The organism is Gordonia hankookensis (assembly GCF_014673215.1).
Classification (GTDB): Bacteria; Actinomycetota; Actinomycetes; order Mycobacteriales; family Mycobacteriaceae; genus Gordonia; species Gordonia hankookensis.
The window spans coordinates 1,018,104-1,034,196 of the sequence record NZ_JACWMS010000001.1 but is presented as its reverse complement, the minus strand read 5'-3'; the positions used below and the strand labels follow the sequence as shown (position 1 = coordinate 1,034,196).

The window sequence follows — 16,093 nt, the reverse complement described above, 5'->3', positions numbered from 1 at the left end:
GACCAGAACGAGAGAATGAGGACTCGGCGAATGGGCCAATTCGACGGCAAGGTCGTCTACATCACCGGTATCGCACGTGGGCAGGGCCGGAATCATGCCCTGCGATTCGCACGCGAGGGCGCGGCGATCATCGGTCTCGACATCGCCGGCCCGGTCGCCGAGCACGCCACCTATCCGTCGGCGACCACCGGCGACTTCGCCGAGACGATCCGGCTCGTCGAGGAGGCCGGGGGTAAGATTCTTGCCCGCCAGGGTGATACACGCGACCTCGCGTTCCAGCAAGAACTCGTCGCCGACGGGGTCGAGCAGTTCGGCGGTCTCGACCACGTGATCGCCAACGCAGGCATCCTCACGTGGGGCAAGGTGTGGGAACTCTCCGAGGAGCAGTTCACCGACGTCGTCGACGTCAACCTGGTCGGCACGTGGAAGACCCTCAAGGCGACCATCCCCGCGATGCTCGAGGCAGGCAATGGCGGATCCATCGTCGTGATCAGTTCCGTGGCCGGGCTGAAGGCCATGCCGATGCAGGCGTCGTACTCGGCCTCGAAGTTCGGACTGCGTGGTCTCACCCAGACGGCGGCCAAGGAACTCGGGCATTACCGGATCCGCGTCAACAGCGTCCACCCCTACGCGGTCGACACCCCGATGGGGGTCGCCGACACCGAGGCCCACCGGATCTTCGGCATGCCTTGGGTGACACCACATCTGACCTCTGTGCTCGACTACCACCCGGTGGCGTCGTTGGACGAGATCTCCGACGCCGTGCTGTATCTGTCCTCGGACGGCGCCAAGGCGATCACCGGGGCGGAGTTCCAGATCGACATGGGCAACTCCAAAGTCTGAGCTCTTCTTCCTCCGCAGCCGCGACGGTTCCCGGCATCCGCGCCCCCGATTACCCGTCGCGGATGCCGGAAACCGTCGCGGCTGCGGTTCAGCGGCGTTTGCGGGCGCGCTCGAGGCCGCGGCGGAGGAGTGCGTGGAGTCGTTCGGGGTGCATGCACTCCTGCCATCCCCATCGGACCACGGTCTCGTCGAGATCCCGGATGGCGTCCTCGCGACGCTTCTCATCCCAGACCCGGTCGCCGGGGTGCTCTCCCGGCTCGAGATCGGCGGTGTACTTGGCGCGGCCGTCGACCTCGCCGACCATCCGATCTCCTTCCCAGTAGAGGTCCACGCGGGCGACGAAGAGCCCCGAGGGTGTGAACAACTCGTGCTGCACGACGGGGGTCGGGACGTCGGCGAAGCCGACGATCAGTGCCCGACTGAATGATTCGGCGATGGATTCCGACTTCGGGTTCGCGTGTGGCAGGGCCGCGCGCGCCACGGTGTTGCCGATCCGACCGCGGTTACGGGCCACGACGTCGTGGAGTTCGTCGACTGTTGCTCCCGCACGTAGTGCGGAATCGAAGACACACACGGCCTGGACCAAGTTCCCGGTTCGTGCGATGTCGGCTGCGGTGCGGGCAAGCGAGGTGACCGCACGGCCGTCGAGGGATACGACGTCGTCGGAGGCGAGTCGTACGGGGTGGAGGACTTGTCCCCGGCGGTGACCACCGGAGGCGCGGTTCACGGTGAAGTGCACACGGGAATGGTCGGGGTGCAGCAGGGGCAGGCCGTGGAGTGCGGCCGCGGACTGATGGCTGACCACCTTGTCGATCTCCGCGACCTCACACGCGGCCAATACCCGGGCCAGGTAGGCGGCGTCGGCGGAACTCGATTCCGGCGCAGGAAGATAGACGCCGCGCCACGGTTTGATCAACGTGCCGCCGTCGAGTTCCTGACGCAGTCGCCGGTCGTCGGAACCACGGGCGTTGAGCGCGTCGCGCCTGCGGAACATGTCCGACGACGAGGTGTCGTAGTGTTCGTCCATGCCGCGATGATCCGCCGGTCATGCCTCGTTCGGACGCCCGCGCCGACATCTGTGTACAACCCCGAACCACCCACCACACTGTCCACACCCCACTCCACCGCCGCGCCCAGACCGCAGCCGCGACGGTTCCCGTCAACCGCGCCCCCATTTACCCGGCGCGGTTGACGGAAACCGTCGCGGCTGCGATGGGGGTTTGGTGGGAGGGGAGGGGGAGGGTGGGGGTCAGTCTTGCCAGAGGGTGGCGGGGTCGGTTGCCTCGCGAACCGGGCCCGTCGGGGTCTCCGGCGACGTACGGGAGAAGCGGGGAGCGACCTGTGCCTGCATCACGCCGTCGATCTCGACGAGGTTGGCGCGTGCCGCCATGTGCGGATCGGCGGGCGCCTCGCCGAAGTCGAGGACCGGTGATGTGCAGGCGTCCGTACCCTCGAAGACCTTTGTCCACTCGTCGCGGGTCCGCGACCGGAAGGTATCGGTGAACACCTCTTTGAGCTTGGGCCAGTTGGCAATATCGTTCTGGCCGGGCAGGTCGGCGTCGGCCAGTCCCAGTCCGGTCAGCAATTCGGCATAGAACTGCGGTTCGATCGCACCGACCGCCATGTACTTGCCATCGGAGGTCTCGTAGACCTCGTAGTACGGCGCGCCGGTGTCGAGCATGTTCACGCCGCGCGCGTCGCTCCAGAGTCCGGTCCCGCGGAAGGCCCACATCATCTGGCCGAGCACCGACGCACCGTCGACCATGGCGGCGTCGACGACCTGTCCGTTGCCCGAGGTCTGCCGTTCGAGGAGCGCGGCGAGGACCCCCATGACGAGGAACATCGATCCGCCGCCGAAATCGCCTGCGAGATTGAGCGGCGGCACGGGGCGGTCCTCTTTCCGGCCGATGGCGTGCAGCATTCCGGTCAGTGAGATGTAGTTGATGTCGTGTCCGGCGCGGTCGGCACGCGGGCCCTCCTGGCCCCAGCCGGTCATGCGCCCGTAGACCAGGCCCGGATTGATGGCCGACAGATCGTCGGGTCCGAAGCCGAGTCGCTCCATCACCCCAGGCCGGAAGCCCTCCAGCACCACGTCGGCCTTGGAGACCAGGCGCAGGATGGTGTCGCGGTCGCCGGCATCCTTCAGGTTCGCCTCGACGACCCGGCGGCCACGCAGGAGCGCATCCGCGTTGCGGTCGGGTGCAGGCAGCGAGCCCGGTCGCTGCACGCGAATCACGTCGGCCCCGAGGTCGGCCAGCAGCATCGCCGCATGTGGGCCGGGTCCGATGCCCGCGAACTCGACCACACGGATTGCGCTGAGGGGCCCACTCTTTCCGCTGCTGCGCGGCGTCGTTGACGTCATGATGTCCTCCCGGTCCGTACCCGCCCGATGTGTCGGGTCTCACGTCTGTCGGACCAGCATCCCATAACCGATCGATCGCTCGGACAGCTGGGCCTGGGCAATCAGGGAATCATCGAAATCGAATCAAACAAATTGCACCGACTCGGTTAACACGCATCGACCGCGTCGCTAGAGTTGAACGAATGGAGCGTCGGGCCGCACTGGGACAGTTGTGCTGGCCTCAACTGTCGGATCGATCGGTCACCCTTCTGGTCCCGCTGGGCGCCACCGAGCAGCACGGTCCGCATCTCCCACTCGACACCGACAGCAGGATCGCGACGACCGTCGCCTGCCGCGCCGCCGAACGATTGTCCGAGGATGGGCCCAGCGCAGTCGCCGACGACGGGGAGGAGCCCCGGCTCGTGGTGGCCGCCCCCGGCATCAACTACGGCGCGAGCGGTGAGCACGAGGGCTTCCCGGGGACCATCTCGGTCGGACACGAGGCCCTGCACCTCCTCCTGGTGGAATACGGACGCAGCGCCTGCCGCTGGGCGGACCGTCTGGTCTTCGTCAACGGACACGGTGGCAACGGTCCGACGCTGGCCGCCGCGGTGGACACCCTGCGCTACGAAGGTCGCGACGCCGCCTGGTTCCCCTGTGCCACCCCGGGCGCTGATGCACACGCCGGGATCACCGAAACCTCTGTGTTGCTGCACTTTTCGCCGGAGGATGTCAGCCTTTCGCTCGCCGAGGCCGGGAACGTCACCCCCGTTTCCGCGTTGCTGCCCGCGATGCGCGCAGGCGGTGTCGCCGCGGTGAGCACCAACGGCGTGCTGGGTGATCCGACCGGTGCGAGCGCGGAGCACGGCGCGAGCGTGACCGACGCGCTGGTCACCACGCTGGTCACGGCCGTCGGATCGTGGTCGGTCGCAGAGTCGGGACGACTCGCATGACCGCGGTGGAGAAGGAACTGCCGCCGACCTCTGCCGTCGAGCACAGTCTGCCGGACGGTTTCCAGGTCCAGATCGACATGCGGTGCGCGCCGCACAAGGATCTCCGCTATCTCGTCGGCGGATCGCCCACCCGGATGCTCCGCCTGACCGACGCCGCGCTGGGGATGACATCGGCCGACGGCCGCATCGAGGTTGTCGACGCGGCGACCCGGAGTCTTGCGCGTCGACTGCTCGACAGCGGAATTGCCAACCCCCGCCCCATGTTCGGGCCGCGACCCGAGAACGTCACGGTCGTGGTGCCGGTGCGCGGCAACCAGTCGGGGGTCGATCGCCTGCTGCAGGCCGTCTCCGGTGCGAAGGTGATCGTCGTCGACGACGGCTCCGACGTACCGCTGCGGGCATGCGGCCGGGACGTCACGCTGATCCGTTTCGACGAGAATCGCGGCCCCTCGGCCGCCCGCAACGCGGGGGCGGCGGCGGCGACGACGGATTTCGTCGCCTTCCTCGACTCGGACGTGGTGCCTCCCGCGGACTGGCTGACCATGCTGCTGGGGCATTTCTCGGATCCGGCGGTCGCGATCGTGGCACCCCGGATCGTGGGGCTGAGTCGTGACGACTGCGATGTCTCGCTGTCCGAGCGCTACGAGAACGGATATTCGTCGCTCGACATGGGGCCCGACGAGTGCTCCGTGGTTCCGGGCAGCCGTGTCCCGTATGTGCCCAGTGCTGCAATGTTGGTGCGGCGCAGTGCTTTTCAGTCCTTCGACGAGTCCATGCGGGTCGCCGAGGACGTCGATCTCTGCTGGCGGACGCACAAGGCGGGCTGGCGGGTCCGCTACGATCCGGTCTCCCAGGTGTGCCACGACCACCGGACCGGGATGCGGTCGGTGCTCGACCGTCGTCGGTACTACGGAACCGGCGCGTCCTACCTCGCGGACCGGCACGGCGGATTCGCCGCCCCGGTCGTGATGTCGGTGCCGATGGCCGCCGCGGTGGTCGCGCTGATGACCCGGACGAAGATCGGCCTGGCGATCGCCATGATCATCCTCGGGCAGATCGGTATGCGCCTTCGACGGCGGCTCGGCGAGCTGCCCGATGCGCCGATCGTCGCGACACAGATGACCGGACGAGCGGTCGGGTTCGGGCTCTTGCAAGCGGCGGGGGCCATCTGCCGCCATTACTGGCCGGTGGCGGTGATCCTCGCGATCGTGTCCGCGCGGTTCCGTCGACTCGCGGTGGAGGTCGCGATCGCGGAGGGCATGGTCTCGTGGGTCCGGCAGGTGGTGGCCGAGCCCGAAGCCGGACCGGCACTCGGTCCGGTCGCCTATACCCTTTTCCGGCGTCTCGACGATCTCGCCTATGGCGCCGGGTTGTGGCAAGGAGCGTGGAGCCACCGTGATTTCGGTGCCCTGCGGCCGGTGATCACCAACAAGACATGACCCTCGGCGATCTCCCCGCGACCGCCGATGTGGTGATCGTCGGCGCCGGGAGCGCGGGTTGTGTGGTCGCGGAGCGGTTGTCCCGCGACCCGGACCGGACCGTTCTGCTGATCGAACGCGGATCGTCGCAATGGCCCACCGAAGCGGTTCGCGATCTCCGCGGCCTGCCGATCGGCTTCGGTTCGCCCTATGCCGTGTCGCACGAGGAGCCGTCGGGGCTCGCCGTGGTCCGCGGTCGTGGACTGGGTGGGTCGTCCTCGGTGAACGGCGGCTATTTCATGAGGTGGCACGCCGACGACTTCGTGGACTGGCCGTCCGGGTGGCGTATCGACGAGATCGGCGCCTCCTACGCGGAGCTGGACGGGCGCGGTGGGACGATGAGCGTGTCACCGTTCGCCGACGACGAGCTCGCCGAGGTCACGACCCGATTCGAATCCTATTGGAGCGACATCGTTCCGGTGCGACCCCCGGCCGACGCGTGGCCGATCGTCGGCCTCAACCGGGTGCGGTCGAACCGGGACGGCATGGTGCGGCGAACTGCGGCGGAGGCCTACCTGCGTGGCGCGCTGGACCGGCCGAATCTCACCATCGGCGCGGACGCCGAGGTCGACGCGCTGCGATGGTCCGGCGCCGAGGTCACCGGGGTCGTCGTGGGTGACACCGTGGTCGGTGCGGGTGAGGTGATTCTCTGCGCAGGCGCGATCGGCACTGCCGTGATCCTGCTGAGGTCGGGACTCGCGGGGGGTGCCGATCCCGATGTGCTGGCCGTCCGTGAGCACCGCGAGGTGCTGGTGCACTACCGCAGCCGTGTCGACGGCCCGCCGACCGCGTTGCTGCAGTCGGTGGTCCACACCGTCGATGATCTCGAGATACGTTGCTACAGCAGTGATATGGCCCGCTACATCGAGGGTCTTCCGCCGGTCGGGCCGGCGATCGGCGTCGCCGTGATGCGTCCGGGTACCCGAGGCACGGTGCGCATTGTCGGTGGCGCTCCGATCGTCGATCTCGGTGTCGTCGACGTGGCGGAAGCGGCCCGGCTCGAGCGGGGCGTGGCGGCGGTGACCGAGATGCTCCGGTCCGCCGCGTTCGCCGACATCGTCGAGTCCGGTTCGGTGGCGGTCGACCCCGTCGTACGGACCTCACAGCACGCGTGGGGCAGCATGCCCATGGGAACCCTCACCGACGGGCTCGGCGGTGTCGCCGGGGTCCGCGGACTACGGATCGTCGACGGATCGATCCTGCCGACGGCCGGGCGCAGCGGGCCGCACGCCACGGTCATGATGCTCGCAAGCCGGATCGCTGCCGTGCTGGCCGATCGCTGACCGTGTGCCGACGCGCCTGCGTCGTATGGTGGGACCATGCCCGCATCTCTGGACGATCCCGACATCCGTGAGTTCCTGGCCGGCGGTACCCGGACGGGCCACCTCGGTTACCTTGCCGCCGACGGCAGGCCACTCGCCGCGCCGGTCTGGTTTGTGCTGGACGGGGATCGCATTGCCTTCAACACGGGGTCGGACACATCGAAAGCTCTTGCCGTGCACCGAGATCCGCGCGTTGTGCTGACGGTGGACCTCCCCGAGCCGCCGTACGCTTTCGTTCAGATCCAGGGCCGGGCGGTGACCGGTGACGATCTCGACGAGGTGAAGCGGATCGCGACACTCTGCGGTGCGCGCTACATGGGAGCCGACCGTGCCGAGGAGTTCGGCAGCCGCAATGGCGTCCCCGGTGAACTCGTGGTGTGGATCGAGCCGACCAGGGTGATCGCCTCGCTCGACGTCTCGGGGTGATGTCCCTCGCCCCATGCGTGGACGCTTCCTCGGCGTTAAACATGGGATGTTAGGGTGTTTGCCATGAACGACGTGATCACCCCGCCGCGACGGACCAGCGAGCTCGTGGTGGATCGGATGCGGGATCTCATCAGGTCCGGTGAGTGGGCAGTAGGTGAGCGGATCCCTCCCGAACCCGCCCTCGTGGCGCTGTTCGGTGTGGGGCGCAACACGATCCGCGAAGCGGTGCGAGCTCTGGAACATGCCGGAATGCTCGTCCCGCGGCGCGGCGACGGTACCTATGTGCGTAGTCGCAACCTGCTTGCGGCGGCGATCGAGAGCTGCGTTCCGGGTTCGGCCCATCACGACCTGCTCGGAGCGCGTCGTGCCATCGAGGTCGAGGCCGCGGCCGCGGCCGCCCAGAGTGCCTCGGCCGAGGAGGTCGCTGGGCTGCGCGTGCGCCTGCGGGCCGCGGAGCGTGCCTTCGCCACCGGTGATGTGGCGGGATATACGCAGGAGGACATAGCATTTCACGCCATGCTTGTAGAGATCTCGGGCAATCGTCTGCTGCTCGAACTCTACGACGGCATCGTGGAGGTCATGCAGCGCCTGCACGAGAGTGTCGTGGAGGCCACCGTGGCGACCGGTGATCATCCATCCGGGCACGTCGGCGTGGTCGACGCGATCGAGGCCGGTGATGCCGCCGCCGCCCGTGCCGCGGTCCATTCCTACCTCGACGCGGCGCTGCGGGGGTTGGCGTGACCGGCGATGGGCAGGCGGAGTCGTCGGTCCTGACGGCGCCGGAGCGCATCGCCGACGTGCCCCCGCACGACAATGCCCCGCGGGGGATCGCAGCTGTCGTCGCAGCGGTCGGCATCATGCTCGTGGCCGCCAACCTTCGCCCGCCGGTGGTCTCGGTGGCGCCGCTGGTCGACGACATCATGGGCGACCTCGGGTTCAGCAGTGCGGCAGCCGGATTGCTGACCACCCTGCCGGTCCTGTTCTTCGGGTTCAGCGCCCCGATCGCGCCACGCATCGCCGCGCGGTTCGGGATCGAACGGACCATCTTCGGCTCACTGATCTTCCTGATCCTCGGCATGGGTCTGCGATTCGTACCGAACATCGCGAGTCTGCTCGTCGGCTCGGCGGTGATCGGAACGGCGATCGGTATCTGCAATGTGGTGTTGCCCGCGCTCATCAAACGCGACTTCGCACACCGGTCGGGTCTGATGACGGGGCTGTACTCGATGACGCTCTCGGGCGGGGCGGCGGTCGCCGCCGCCCTGACCATCCCGATCGACGATCTGGACGACGGCGACTGGCGCCTGACGCTGACGTCGTGGACGCTGCTCGCGGTGGTGGCGCTGGTCGTGTGGATTCCGCAGCTGACGCGGGTCCATCGAGTGGCGGTCAGCAGCACGCCCACGTCATTGTGGCGCAACCGGATCGCCTGGGCCATCACGATCTTCATGGCGTCACAGTCGATCATCTTCTACACCTTCAGTGCGTGGCTGCCCCAGTACCTCATCGACCACGGTCGGACGGCGGGCGAGGCCGGGACCACTCTGGCCATCGGCCAGGTCGTGGCGTTGACCGCCTCATTGCTGATCCCCATCGTCGCCGGAAGGTTCGCCGATCAACGGGCCATCACCCTGGGTGTGGTGGCCGTGTGCGCGGCAGGTTTCGTCGGGCTGGTGACCGTTCATGTGTGGACGACGCTCTGGGTCATCATGATCATGTTCGGTCCGGGCGCCTCGATCAGCCTGGTGCTGTTGTTCATGGTGCTGCGAAGCCCGTCGACGGTGGCCACCGGCCAGGTGTCGGGGATGGCCCAGTCGGTCGGCTATGTGGTGGCCGCGATCGGTCCGATCGCGATCGGCGCCCTGCACGACGTCACCGGGTCCTGGAATCTGGCGATGTCCGTGCTGGGGCTGGCCCTCGTCCCGCAGGCGCTGTCCACACTGCTCGCGGCGAAGAACGTCACGATGAAGGTCTGAGGTGGGTGCACGGCTGAGGCCGACCGGGCCGAGAGGGGTCGCCGTCAGAGCGCCACTCCCTGGATTCGTCGAGCCTCGACGGTGTGGGCGGTGACGATGTCGGACGCGGCAGAGTTCTGAATCTGTCCGTCGCGGACGAGAATCCGGCCCGCCACGATGGTGGTGTCGGCCGACATGGGGCCGCATCGCAACCACGCCTCCACCGGGTCGGTGATTGCGCCGGCGAGCGCCATGGCCGATCCGGTCCAGATGACGAGGTCCGCACACGAGCCGGGCCGCAGGTGACCGGTCTCGTCGTCCCAGCCGAGGCAGGCCGCACTGCCACGCGTCGCGATGTTCAGCACGTCACGGGCGGTCATCGCGGTCGATCCGCCCCGGTAGCGGCCCAGCGTCAGGGCGGCACGGGCCTCGAGCCACATCGACCCGTGGTCGGTGGAGGCCGACCCGTCGCACCCGAGCCCGACCGGAGCGCCGAGTGCGCGCAGCCGCGCGACGTCGGCGGTTCCGCCGCCGATGAGCATGTTCGAACTCGGGCAGTGCGCGACGCCGACGCCGGCCGCGCCCATACGGGCCTGTTCGTCGTCGGATGGATAGATGAAATGTGCCACCCAGGAGCGTGATTGCAGCCAGCCGACGCTGTCGAAATAGTCGACCGGGCTCATGCCGTACACCTCCCGGCAGTACGCCAGTTCGTCGTGATCTTCGGCCAGGTGCGTGTGCAGGCGGACATCGCGACTCTCGGCCAGCGCCGCAGTGTCCGACATGAGTTCGGCGGTGACCGAGAACGGCGAACACGGTGCCAGCGCGACGCGCGACATCGCGCCTGGCGAGGGGTCGTGGTACGCGTCGATGAGCCGCTCGGAATCGGCGAGGATCACGTCGGGCTCCTGGACGACCTGCACGGGTGGCAACCCGCCGTCGGCAGTGGAGCGGGTCATCGAGCCCCGGTTGGCGTAGAAGCGGAATCCGAGATCACGGGACGCTCGGATCTGGGCGTCTATCAACCCATCTCGCGGATGCAGGTACATGTGGTCGGACGACAGGGTGCATCCGCCGAGCAACAGTTCCGCCATCGCGACCCAGGTGGACAGATAGACGGCCTCGTCGTCGACCCGCGCCCACAGGGGGTAGAGCGTGGTCAGCCAGTCGAAGAGTCCGGCATTGACCACCGGCGCATACGAACGGGTGAGGTTCTGATACATGTGGTGGTGGACGTTGATCAAGCCAGGCGTGACAAGTCTGCCCCGGGCGTCGATCCGGCTCCTCGCGTCGGGTATCTCATCGGTGGCCGTCCCGATGCTGTGGATGCGACCGTCCGAGATGGCGATCCAACCGTCGGGGACCTCCCAGTCGGTGTCGACGTAGATGTAGGCGTTGCTGATCAGCAGATCGCACGGCGTCTCGGCCATGGGTACCTCCGGGCAGGCCGCAGCACGGAGCTGCGGAGTGGAACCCTGTCCCGGAATCTGGTCACCCGGATCGTCACCGCGAGGTCGCGGACGGGTCGATCATGTGCACTGGTGACTATCTGCCGCAATGGTTTCGGCCGTGTTACCCCGGGGTTTCGGTTTGGCGGCGGTGCGGAACTCGCGGAGCGTCGACGGCATGGTCCGGCAATCGTCAGCCGGTGGACGATCGGAGCGGTCGGGGTGTCGTAGAGCACGGCAACGCGAATCGGACGAAGGTCATGGCTTCCCGAAGTCCTCCAGCGGCCCGGAGTAGATCTTCGCTGGGGGAGTGGCGAACTCGCCGGACGCGGTGCCGGTGTGCAGGCCCATCGCGGCCATCGACGACAGCATGCCGACTCCGGCGGCCACCCCGTCGATCACCGGTGCGCCGATGGTGCCGCTGATGCGGTGGGCCAGGTCGGCCATCCCGGCACAACCCAGGACGATCACGTCGGAGCCGTCGGCGTGCAGTGCCTCGCGGCACGCCTTCTCGAGGATCTCCGCGGTCGCCGGGTTGGACTCGAGTTCGAGGACCGGGATGTCGCAGGCGTGGATGCCCCGGCACCGACGAGCAAATCCGTAGTGCTCGACGAGATCTCCCGCGCGGCCGATCGTGCGGTCCAAGGTGGTCACGATCGAGAAGCCGCGTCCGAGAGGGGCGGCGAGATGCATGGCGGCCTCGGCGATCCCCATCACGGGGGCATCGGCCGCCTCGCGCGCGGCATCGAGGCCGGGGTCGCCGAAGCACGCGATGAGATAGCCGTCGTGATCGGGATGCTCGGCGATGGCGCGGAGTAGTCCGGGGACCGCCAATGCTTCGTCGTAATGGCTCTCGATGGACGCCGGCCCCATCGACGAGGTGACGGCGACGATCTCGGCGTCCGGTCGGGCCACCGAACGCGCCGCGACGGCGATGACATCGGTCATCGCCGTCGCGGTGTTCGGATTGATGACGCAGATGCGCATCGTCTCTGTGTTGCTCCTCTGGATTCAGGCGTTACCGCGCCGGCGTCACAGCGCCGACGGTTCGAGCTTGCCGTCCTTGGCGGTCGGCAACACCGCGGGGACCTCGCCGGTGTCGTAGATGAAACTCGTCGGCGCGAACCTCATTCCGAGCCAGTAGACCACCGCGCCTGCGGCGGCTCCCATGAACCAGGTGAAGCTGGCCTGATATGCGGTGCCCCAGATGACAAAGCTGATCGGGAGGATGGAGGCGATGATCACCGAGATCACCGCGACCGGGTTCCAGCCGTTGCGATACGAGTAGGACTTGCCCGGGTCCATGCTGAACAGGTCGTCGACCTCGATCCGCTGCTTCCTGATGAGGTAGAAGTCGATGATCAGGATGCCGAACAGCGGACCGATCACCGCTCCGAGCGTATCCATCGTGTAGTGGATCGCGGTGGGGTTGTTGAACAGATTCCACGGGGTGATCAGGACCGAGCCGACGGCGGCGATCATGCCACCGGTGCGCCAGGTGATCTTGGTGGGCGCGACGTTCGAGAAATCGAAGGCGGGGGAGACGAAGTTCGCCACGATGTTGATGCCGATCGTGGCGATCGCGAACGTCAGCACTCCGAGCACGGCGGCGGTGGTGTTGTCGATCTGGTCGACGATGTGTACGGGGTCGGTGATGATGTTGCCGTCCTCGTCGTGACCGATCACCGTTGCGCCGGCCGAGACCGTGCAGACGACCAGAAGTGAGAAGAACAAGAAGTTGACCGGAAGACCCCAGAAATTGCCTTTCTTCACCTCGGCGAACGATTTGCCGTACCGCGAGAAGTCGCCGAAGTTGAGCATCGGACCGGAGAAGTAGGAGACCACCAGGGCAAAGGCGCTGATCATCTGGGTGACCGACGACCATCCGGACAAGCCCGGTCCGGTCGACAGGTCGAGGCTGACGTTGCTCCACCCCGCCTTCACGATGAGGTACGCCGCGAGCGCGACCATCACGACATACACTGCGGGACCGCAGAAGTCGATGAACTTGCGGATGGTGTCCATGCCGTTCCAGAACACGAACGCCTGCAGGACCCACATCAGGATGAAGCCCGCCCAGCCCAGGACGCTCAACCCGAGAAAGCCGTGCTGATCGACGTCGCCCCACGGCTCGAGGCCCGGCCAGAACTTCAGTGCGAGCAGACCGAAAGCGACCGAGGCCAAGTAGGTCTGGATGCCGTACCAGACGACGGCGATGCAACCACGGATGATCGCGGGGATGTTGGCGCCCTTGACGCCGAACGCAATGCGCGTGGTCACCGGATACGGGACGCCTGCCAGTTGCGATGGTTTGGCCACCAGGTTGCAGAGCAGGTTGACGGCGATGATGCCGACCACCAGGGCGACGAGCACCTGCCACGCTGCGATGCCGAGTGCGAACAGACTGCCCGCGAACACGTAACCGCCGACGCTGTGCACGTCGGACATCCAGAACGCGAAGATGTTGTACCACGTCCACTTCTGCTCTTTGAGTGGCGCGAGATCGGAGTTGGTGAGGTTCTGGTGATACCCGAGCTTGATCACGCTCTCGCCTGCCGCACTCTCATGTGCGGTCGCGACGTCGGCAGAAGGTGCAGACATGGTGGCTCTCCCGGTCAGACGGAGTCAGCGCCGGATGATCGGGGACGCTGATGTGATCAAGCTAAGAATGGTTTGTTACCCGGGAATTAACGGACAGATATATTTCCGGATCTCCGCATTCCTCTTGTGTCCGATTCGGCGCCCGTCTGACCGGGGCCGCCGCGTTCAGGTGCGGCCGGCGACCGCCGTGTCTGCATTCTCATCGGTTCGCCGCTGATCGTGGATCGCGCCGGTGACGGTGACACCCGTGATCAGCACTGCTGCCGTCAGAAGCGCGGCGCCCATGTGGGCGTGCATCACCGCGGCACCGACCGCAGCGCCGAGGATGATCGCCACCACTGCCGCGACCCGGCGACCGGTGCCGCTGCCCTTACCGGAACCGAGCACCGAATCGGCCGCCAGACCGGTGATGGTCGACGTCACCACCACGGTCGTCACGTCCTTGACCGCCACCACTCTGGCCGCTGCTGCCTGGATTCCCATCGCGGTCGCCGCGAGCGTGGTGATGGTGATCATCGCCGGCCTGACCGGATGCTGACCGGTGACGAACAGTGTTGCGGAGAGCGCGAACATGATCGTCGCGACGGTCGCGAACAGAGCGGTGGTTCGGGCGGTCCATTGCCTGCCCTGACCGCGCAGGACCCGGCCGCCAAGGGCCGCGCCGACCATGAATCCCGCCAACGCCATCGCAGGCCCGAGGACGGGGAGACCCGAGCCGCCTGCGACGGCCATCCCGAGCACCACGACGTTTCCGGTCATGTTGCCGGTGAACACCTTGTCCAGGCCGAGATAGCCGACTGCGTCGTTGATGCCCGTGGTGAACGTCAGGATGATCATGAGCGTCAGATGCATCCGCTCATCCGGGATCTCCCGGAGCCGTGCGGCGAGGCTCATGACGCGAAGTCCGTCCGCCGGATCCGGGCGTGCACGCCCTTCACGACATCCACCACCTGGGAGATGTTGAAGTCTGTTGCGGCGCTGAGGTATGCGAGTGCCTGAGCATGGTCCATGCCGTATCTCGCGGACAGGAGTGACACCGCGGCGCGGACACAGTTCTGCACCGCCACGTCGAGATCGGTGTCGAGACCGGTGGGGACGAGGAACTCCTGCGTCTCGGCGATGGGGCCAACCAGGTCGCCGAACCGTGCCGCGACATCCGGTGCGCGGACGATGTCGAATCTGACGGTGGCGCGCAGCGAGGCCTCCAGCGCAGTGAGCGCTACCTCGCCGTCGCCCTGGGCGAAATGCGGATCGCCGACGTAGGCGAGCGCGCCGGGGACCTGGACGGGCAGGTAGAGGGTGCTGCCGGCAGTCAGGAGATTGATGTCGATGTTGCCGCCGTGGGCGCCGGGAGGGATGGAATGGGCGCGGGAGTCGCCGTCGACCGCCACGCCCATGATCCCGAGAAACGGGGACAGCGGGAACCGGGCCGCGGGCCCGTCGACGTCCTGGGTCAGCGGCAACACCCCGTATGCCGCGTCCGCATCTTCCTGCACGGAGACGAATGCGCTGTAGGTGATTCCGCCGGAGGGATATTCGCCGGGCAGGGAGCCCCGACCGTGGCGGTTGGAGACGACCCCGTAGGGCACGCGCCGCAGCGTCTCCACGATCGTCATCGCGAGCAGGTCGCCGGGCATCGCGCCGACGACCTCGATGGGGCCCGTGGTGACATGGGGTCCGTCGATGCCCTGGCGGTGTGTGCGATCCGAGGCACACAAGGCGACCGCTTCGTCGAGGACACATTCGGGCGCGACCCCATGAGCCCCGAAATACTTGCGGGGATCGCGACCCTGATCGGCGAGGATGCCCTCGTGACTGAGGGTGTCGATGGTCAGGGTGGTGCCCGGCATCACGCTCATCACGGGACGGTCCGTCGCGCACGGGAGATCGCCCCAGAAGATCTCCTCGGGCCGGCACGGGAGATAGTCGTCGCCGACGACCGGTCCCGAACCCTGCGCCAGGATGGCGGTCTCGTTCACCGATGGCAGTGGTGAGAAGGTCATTTCGCCCGCCGATTCACAAGTCGCGCGACATCGGAGAGGTGGTCGGTCATCGCCGCCACCGCGGCCTCGTGGTCGCTGTTCTGTACTGCCTGAAAGATCTGTTTGTGGCCGTCGAAGGACATTCGTCTGCCCTCGCGGGTGGCGTGTGAGCGCGCACGGACGTTCTGTACCCACCCGCTGCTCAGCTGACAGAGCGAGATCAGCAACGGATTGCGTGCCGCCCGCGCCAGCTGGAGATGGAATGCCACATCCTGTTCGAGCGATTCGGCGGGATTGAGTCCGGTGTGACTCGACGCCAGGATGTCCTCGAGGGACACGAGATCGGACTCGATGGCCCGGTCCGCGGCGAGGCCCGCCACCTGTGGCTCGATCAGCATCCGCAGTTCGGCCACGTGATCCTCTTCGGCGTCATCGGCCATCGTCTCCAGGATCGCCGTCGCGTTGGCCGACCGAGGCAGCACGATCGTGCCGCGGCCGGGAGTCCTGGCGAGCAGCCGGCGCTGCTCGAGCTCCTGCAGCGCCTCGCGGATCGTGGTGCGTGAGACCTCGAGGTTCTCCGCGAGGATCCGTTCTGGCGGGAGTTTGTCGCCCGGGCTGAGCTCGTTGGTGATCATGCCCTCGAGATAGGCCGCGGTGCTCGCGCTGAGCGTGCGTCCTCGTCGTATCACGGCGCCTCCCGACATGAAGTTGGTCTCTTGGTATGACCAAGTGTAACTCATGCGT

At 67.2% G+C, this 16,093-nt stretch carries 15 protein-coding genes; 7 read left to right on the top strand and 8 right to left on the bottom strand.

The genetic code is table 11. The features are described 5' to 3' along the window. Positions 1 to 30: 30 nt before the first annotated feature. Positions 31 to 843, top strand: coding sequence for a mycofactocin-coupled SDR family oxidoreductase (locus tag IDF66_RS04500; RefSeq protein WP_190265840.1), 813 nt, complete (start codon positions 31 to 33; stop codon positions 841 to 843). Positions 844 to 931: 88 nt separating this feature from the next. Here the strand turns inward: IDF66_RS04500 and IDF66_RS04495 are convergent, their stop codons facing one another. Together IDF66_RS04495 and IDF66_RS04490 are read right to left on the bottom strand one after the other, a co-directional pair. After that, a complete protein-coding gene (locus IDF66_RS04495; protein WP_190265839.1) occupies positions 932 to 1,870 on the bottom strand; it encodes a type IV toxin-antitoxin system AbiEi family antitoxin domain-containing protein in 939 nt (312 codons plus the stop codon). Positions 1,871 to 2,092: 222 nt separating this feature from the next. Continuing rightward, positions 2,093 to 3,205: a CaiB/BaiF CoA transferase family protein gene (locus tag IDF66_RS04490; RefSeq protein WP_164308651.1), complete on the bottom strand. Its 1,113-nt coding sequence runs from the start codon at positions 3,203 to 3,205 to the stop codon at positions 2,093 to 2,095. 182 nt (positions 3,206 to 3,387) lie between these two features. Between IDF66_RS04490 and mftE the strand changes: the two genes are divergently transcribed. From mftE to IDF66_RS04460, 6 genes are all read left to right on the top strand, one after another. Beyond that, the gene (gene mftE / locus IDF66_RS04485) at positions 3,388 to 4,137 is read left to right on the top strand and encodes a mycofactocin biosynthesis peptidyl-dipeptidase MftE (protein ID WP_190265838.1); all 750 of its coding nucleotides are present in this window, start codon (positions 3,388 to 3,390) and stop codon (positions 4,135 to 4,137) included. Further along, the gene (mftF, locus tag IDF66_RS04480; RefSeq protein ID WP_164308653.1) at positions 4,134 to 5,576 is read left to right on the top strand and encodes a mycofactocin biosynthesis glycosyltransferase MftF; all 1,443 of its coding nucleotides are present in this window, start codon (positions 4,134 to 4,136) and stop codon (positions 5,574 to 5,576) included. Before mftE ends, mftF begins: the two co-directional genes overlap by 4 nt. Beyond that, positions 5,573 to 6,898: a mycofactocin system GMC family oxidoreductase MftG gene (mftG, locus tag IDF66_RS04475; protein ID WP_190265837.1), complete on the top strand. Its 1,326-nt coding sequence runs from the start codon at positions 5,573 to 5,575 to the stop codon at positions 6,896 to 6,898. Before mftF ends, mftG begins: the two co-directional genes overlap by 4 nt. A 36-nt stretch (positions 6,899 to 6,934) precedes the next feature. After that, positions 6,935 to 7,363, top strand: coding sequence for a PPOX class F420-dependent oxidoreductase (locus IDF66_RS04470; protein WP_190265836.1), 429 nt, complete (start codon positions 6,935 to 6,937; stop codon positions 7,361 to 7,363). A gap of 63 nt (positions 7,364 to 7,426) precedes the next feature. Further along, positions 7,427 to 8,104, top strand: coding sequence for a FadR/GntR family transcriptional regulator (locus IDF66_RS04465; RefSeq protein WP_164308656.1), 678 nt, complete (start codon positions 7,427 to 7,429; stop codon positions 8,102 to 8,104). 116 nt (positions 8,105 to 8,220) lie between these two features. Further along, positions 8,221 to 9,339: a CynX/NimT family MFS transporter gene (locus tag IDF66_RS04460; RefSeq protein WP_164309319.1), complete on the top strand. Its 1,119-nt coding sequence runs from the start codon at positions 8,221 to 8,223 to the stop codon at positions 9,337 to 9,339. Positions 9,340 to 9,383: 44 nt separating this feature from the next. On the opposite strand, the gene IDF66_RS04455 is transcribed toward IDF66_RS04460, so the two are convergent. The 6 genes from IDF66_RS04455 to IDF66_RS04430 all read right to left on the bottom strand — a co-directional run bounded on the left by IDF66_RS04455 (position 9,384) and on the right by IDF66_RS04430 (position 16,089). Next, a complete protein-coding gene (locus IDF66_RS04455) occupies positions 9,384 to 10,748 on the bottom strand; it encodes an 8-oxoguanine deaminase (protein WP_190265835.1) in 1,365 nt (454 codons plus the stop codon). 276 nt (positions 10,749 to 11,024) lie between these two features. Beyond that, positions 11,025 to 11,753 carry an aspartate/glutamate racemase family protein gene (locus IDF66_RS04450; protein ID WP_190265834.1) on the bottom strand — a complete coding sequence of 243 codons (729 nt, stop codon included), beginning with the start codon at positions 11,751 to 11,753 and terminating at the stop codon, positions 11,025 to 11,027. A 45-nt stretch (positions 11,754 to 11,798) separates the two neighbouring features. Continuing rightward, complete coding sequence (locus tag IDF66_RS04445; RefSeq protein WP_190265833.1) at positions 11,799 to 13,367, bottom strand: NCS1 family nucleobase:cation symporter-1; 1,569 nt, start codon at positions 13,365 to 13,367, stop codon at positions 11,799 to 11,801. Positions 13,368 to 13,532: 165 nt separating this feature from the next. Next, a complete protein-coding gene (locus IDF66_RS04440; RefSeq protein WP_164308660.1) occupies positions 13,533 to 14,261 on the bottom strand; it encodes a YoaK family protein in 729 nt (242 codons plus the stop codon). Further along, positions 14,258 to 15,370, bottom strand: coding sequence for an acetamidase/formamidase family protein (locus IDF66_RS04435; RefSeq protein WP_190265832.1), 1,113 nt, complete (start codon positions 15,368 to 15,370; stop codon positions 14,258 to 14,260). The genes IDF66_RS04440 and IDF66_RS04435 overlap by 4 nt, the downstream gene beginning before the upstream one ends. Continuing rightward, entirely contained in the window at positions 15,367 to 16,089 is a 723-nt protein-coding gene (locus IDF66_RS04430; RefSeq protein WP_223309110.1) for a FadR/GntR family transcriptional regulator, read from the bottom strand. The genes IDF66_RS04435 and IDF66_RS04430 overlap by 4 nt, the downstream gene beginning before the upstream one ends. Between the last annotated feature and the right edge of the window lie 4 nt (positions 16,090 to 16,093).